The organism is Candidatus Melainabacteria bacterium RIFOXYA2_FULL_32_9 (assembly GCA_001784615.1).
Classification (GTDB): Bacteria; Cyanobacteriota; Vampirovibrionia; order Gastranaerophilales; family UBA9579; genus UBA9579.
This window is the reverse complement of record MFRQ01000149.1, coordinates 1-5,007: the sequence shown is the minus strand read 5'-3', so window position 1 is coordinate 5,007 and position 5,007 is coordinate 1. Positions and strand designations below refer to the sequence as shown.

Below are 5,007 nucleotides of genomic sequence, written 5' to 3'. Positions count from 1 at the left end.
GCCACCTCGCAATGACAGGGGATTGCTTTTAGCATATTATTTACAAATCTTACCACTAGCGACTCAGTTAATCAGCAATTCGAGTTGAATAGATTTATTTATACCCTAATACCTACTTATATTAAGTATTAGGGCCTGAAATAATAAGTATATTGATTATTTAATCAAATTATTTAGGTTATTTAAGTTATTTAAAAACATCAGTTGTATAAATTATACGGTCAGGATGCATGCCATTTCCTGAGATAATTGTTCTCGGATTTCGAATTACTTTAGCTCCTGTTGTATTGTCTGCTATTTGGAATTCGCCTCCGCATTCTATATTTAAGCCATTACATTTTAATAATTTTTGGATTGTATTATCGTGTGACGTTAAGTAATTGATTCTATCTTTGATTAAGTCTGATAATGATTTTATATTTAAATTTGATAGTGGATTTTGAGATGTAAAGTCTGAAGCATTTTGCGCAACTATGTCTCTTACTCCTTTTGCAAGGGGTCCTGTTAAGACTAATACACTTACACCTCGATTAATTAAAGGTATTGTTACTTTTGCTAATGCATCAGCATATTGTATAACAGCTCTTTTTCTTGCATTTTTAAATCTACTATCTGCTTCTGGTGTGTTTTTAACTTTTAGAACGTCTGGCTTAATCTCTTCATATATACCTGTTTTCATTAAGACTTCTTTAGCTTCTTCATCATTAGGGAGGTTAAGCTTAATTTCTTTTTTAGTAGCTATTGTTGCATTACCTGTTTTAATTAAAGCTTCAATGTCTGATTTCCTTATGTTACTACGTTGTCCAGCTTTATTCAGGACTGCAAGTTCTTCAGCAAAGTTTTTTATAACAGTACTTACAGTTGCACCAACTTTTCCTACCCTCTCTTCATTTACTTTAAAAGTGTCCATTGACATATCATGACCAGCTTCTGAGGTCTCTTGCATTATTCTATTTGGCTCATCACAGTCTATTCTAACCATGCCAAGGCCGCCACCTGTTATTATTGCAGCGCCATGAAACCTTCCTTGCTTTATATCTTCACCATACTTTGGGTGATTTGATAATTTTTCGGAAATAGCCATGCCTGTTCCTGCTAAATCCTTGAATACTCGGAGTTTAAAGTTTTGTGATAATGGAATTCCAGCTATCTCAGCTTTTTCTCTTAAAGCTTTTTCAATGTCATTTATATTAATGTTTTCAAGGCTTTCACCATCTTTATCTCTATAGTTAGCAATAAGGGCTATTTTATTTGTAATAATATGAGTGTCTGGATCTTCTTCTCCAATGACGGGGCCTGGAAAAAACATATCAACGCTGGTCAGTTCTTCTTCATTTGGAGCTAATTTAGTATTATTATTTGCTCTTTTAATATTTTCCAGTGCTTCTTTAGCCGTATTAATAGCCAGCTCCGTCACTCCTGATATTAGATGATTAGCCGATTCAAATCCATTTTTTTGATTAATTATATATAATTTTTCATCTTTATTAAGATTCAGCACATCATTATTTTCTAGCTGAGATGTAATTTTTGCCGTTCCACGAGGATCACTTGCGCCAAAGTCCATTGCAATTTTGTGACCAAAGCTGATGTTTAAATTATTAGTCTTTTGTAATGATGGAAACCTGTAATTATAAATATTCATGCATATTCCTCGAGAATAATATCCGGTCATTTATAATTAACTCTGTAAATTTAAAAAATTGACCAAATCTGGCTAAAATATTAATAATTCTAAATGTAAATTTATAATTATGGTTTATCTGAGTATGAATATGGCATTAAAATAATTAAAAGTCAGAAACTACTGTCAAATATAATATTTTGTCTTCATTCTTCTTAATTTGCAAAGTAATTAAAACGTTTAAATATGTAAAAACTGGTTATTTATTCGAACTTTAATTTAATTTCTTTTTGTTGTATAGTATGACCAGCAAAAAGGAAGATAATATAAAGTTAAAAAGAAATAAATGCGTATTGATAAGTTCCTAAAAGTCTCAAGATTAATAAAAAGAAGAAGCGTGGCTAATGAAGTTTCTGATCAAGGCAGAGTTTTTATAAATGATAAGCCTGCAAAGCCTTCAAGCCAGGTAAAAGAGGGAGACAAAATAACTATAGAATACTACAATAAGAGTGTAAAAGTAGAAGTTTTAAAAGTCCCAGCAGGAAATGTGTCAATACAAGAATCTAAAGATTTATACAAAATAATCGAAGAAATACAAAATACTAGTGAGTAGAATCGGAGGTAACAATGCCAACTTTTATTGAAAACGTTAAAGCAAGACAAATTTTAGACTCAAGAGGCAATCCAACAGTTGAAGTTGATGTGGCTTTATCAGGTGGTGTAATTGGTAGAGCTTCAGTTCCATCTGGAGCAAGTACAGGTATCAATGAAGCACTTGAATTAAGAGATGAAGATAAATCATGCTACTGTGGAAAAGGCGTATTACAAGCTGTTGAAAATGTAAACGAAATTATAGCAAGAGAACTTATTGACCATGATGCAAGCAATCAATATGAAATTGATAAAACAATGCTTGAACTTGATGGTACAGAAAATAAAGGTAAATTGGGCGCCAACGCTATTTTAGGCGTGAGCTTAGCATGTGCTAGAGCAGCTGCTACAGCTTATGAAATGCCACTTTATAGATACCTTGGTGGGGTAAATGCTATAACATTGCCTGTTCCGATGATGAATATTATTAACGGCGGAGCTCATGCTGATAATAACGTTGATATTCAAGAATTTATGATTGCTCCTGTTGGTGCATGTAACTTCCAGGAAGCTATCAGATGGGGTGCTGAAACATTTCATGCCCTTAAATCAGTATTAAAGCAAAAAGGCTATGTAACAGCTGTAGGTGACGAAGGTGGATTTGCTCCAAACCTTAGCTCTAATGAAGAAGCACTTGATGTAATACTTCTGGCTATTGAAAAAGCTGGCTTTAATACATCAACTGATATTAAACTTACACTTGATGTTGCAAGTTCTGAACTTTATAAAGATGGTAAATATGTTCTTGAAGGAGAAGGCAAAACATTTGATAAAGCTCAAATGGTGGACTTCTTAAAAGGTTTAGTAAATAAATATCCAATTATCTCAATCGAAGATGGCATGGCTGAAGAAGATTGGGAAGGCTGGAAAATGTTAACCAATGAAATTGGTGACAGAATCCAGTTAGTTGGTGATGATTTATTCGTTACAAATACCAAAATATTAGCTGAAGGCATTATTAAAGGTGTTGGTAATAGTATTCTTGTTAAAGTTAACCAGATTGGAAGTTTAACAGAAACATTAGCTACAATTAATCTTGCACAACAGTCTGAATACACAACCATTATTAGTCACAGATCAGGTGAAACAGAAGATACATTCATTGCTGATTTGGCTGTAGCTACAAATGCTGGTCAAATTAAAACAGGTTCCGCTAGCAGAACAGACCGTGTTGCTAAATACAATCAATTAATTAGAATTGAACAAGAATTAGGTGCTGCTGCTAAATATCCTGGCCTTAGAGCTTTCCAGGGCCAAAAAAAGGCTAAAACAGCTCAAGAATTATATGTAAAAATATAATTAATACTGCTAAATATAAACAAAAGCGAGATCTTTATAAGTGAAGATCTCGCTTTTGTTTATATTTAACTATTCATTATTTAACAAATACGCAGCTGCGCAGCCCCATCCATCACTTGTAGTTGTGCATTCATAATCATCTCCTTGTGTTCCATAAGGCTTTATTCCTTGTTCTACAAGATGAATTAAGAATATATCTTTTCCTGTTACATTTGGTTTTTTAAATCCATTTACATCAACAATTATACGTGCACAAATGTTATTTATTTCATTTTCACCACTAGTACATCCTGAAGTTCTAAGCCAGGTATGTATTAAAACGCCATTACTTAATATTGCTGAAGCGTCGAGTCCAATTATGGGGTTTGTATTATCCAAATTTTTCCACTCTCCTCCATCAGCGGCAGTCATAACAAAACAGTTATCCCAACTCATATCTTCATCATCACTACTACACTTTTTAGAATAGTTTAAATATTCTAAATACTTGTCTCTTATGTATCTATTTCTTTCGAGAGCAGTTGCTTGTGCACAAATTCCGTTAATAGTTCCCCCATAATCTATTAGTATTCTTCTTGTTGCTTGATCAAGATCAGCATACACTTTTTTAAAAGCAGCTTTATTCTGTATAGTTTGAATATTCTGTATAATTACAGGAATTGTTAATGCAGCTACTATACCTATTATGGTAAGAGTAACTAGTATTTCTGTAAGTGTAAAACCTCTTAAATAAATTTTATTTAGCATATTCTTTCTACAAGATACATTATTAATGTAAATTATTATACTAGCTTTTTTTATTCATTTAATAAACCTTTTAATGTAAAAAAACACATTACTTCTTCAACCAGCTTGAATAATAGCAATTACAATAATGACACAATAGAGTTTAATGTTAAAAGCCTATTCGATAAATAAATTCTGTGGTTATATGACCCTTTAATAATGATATTTTTAGGGGGGTTATCTTGTAAAGCAATCTCTAAGCATATTTGTTAGATAATTAATTAGGTTCTAAATGTAGTTTAAAACATATTCTTATTATTGATTATCAAGCAAATACGCTGCAGCACAGCCCCATCCATCACTTGTAGTTGTACAACTATAACCATCTCCCTGTGTCCCGCCAGGCTTTATACCCTGATCTACAAGATGAATTACAAGTATATCTTTTCCTGTTATATTTGGTTTTTTAAATCCATTTACATCAACAAATATACGTGCGCAAACTTTCGTTAGTGAGCTCCTGCTCCCATCACATGCTGGATTACTGAGCCAAGTGTGTATTAAACATTGTTCAATATAGCTGATGCATCTGCTCCAACAGTGGGGGGAGAACCATCTAAATCTTCCCATTCCCCTCCATCATTAGAAGCCTTAACAAAACAATTCCAAACGTTATCACACTTTTTTGAATAGTTTAAATATTCTAA

The 5,007-nt window shown here is 32.7% G+C and carries 5 protein-coding genes; 2 read left to right on the top strand and 3 right to left on the bottom strand.

Features of this window, described 5'->3' with window-relative positions; translation table 11 throughout:
• Positions 1-187: 187 nt before the first annotated feature.
• Positions 188-1,645: a hypothetical protein gene (locus tag A2255_04990; protein ID OGI17405.1), complete on the bottom strand. Its 1,458-nt coding sequence runs from the start codon at positions 1,643-1,645 to the stop codon at positions 188-190.
• A gap of 325 nt (positions 1,646-1,970) precedes the next feature.
• On the opposite strand from A2255_04990, the gene A2255_04985 reads away from it, so the two are divergent.
• Together A2255_04985 and A2255_04980 are read left to right on the top strand one after the other, a co-directional pair.
• Positions 1,971-2,237: an RNA-binding protein gene (locus A2255_04985; protein ID OGI17404.1), complete on the top strand. Its 267-nt coding sequence runs from the start codon at positions 1,971-1,973 to the stop codon at positions 2,235-2,237.
• 14 nt (positions 2,238-2,251) lie between these two features.
• Positions 2,252-3,574 (top strand): phosphopyruvate hydratase, encoded by a 1,323-nt coding sequence (locus tag A2255_04980; GenBank protein OGI17403.1) that lies wholly within the window; start codon positions 2,252-2,254, stop codon positions 3,572-3,574.
• Between the two features lie 69 nt (positions 3,575-3,643).
• Here the strand turns inward: A2255_04980 and A2255_04975 are convergent, their stop codons facing one another.
• Both A2255_04975 and A2255_04970 read right to left on the bottom strand, forming a co-directional pair.
• Positions 3,644-4,321, bottom strand: a complete 678-nt coding sequence (locus tag A2255_04975) for a hypothetical protein (GenBank protein ID OGI17402.1) — start codon at positions 4,319-4,321, stop codon at positions 3,644-3,646.
• 294 nt (positions 4,322-4,615) lie between these two features.
• Positions 4,616-4,930, bottom strand: a complete 315-nt coding sequence (locus A2255_04970; protein OGI17401.1) for a hypothetical protein — start codon at positions 4,928-4,930, stop codon at positions 4,616-4,618.
• Positions 4,931-5,007 lie beyond the last annotated feature (77 nt).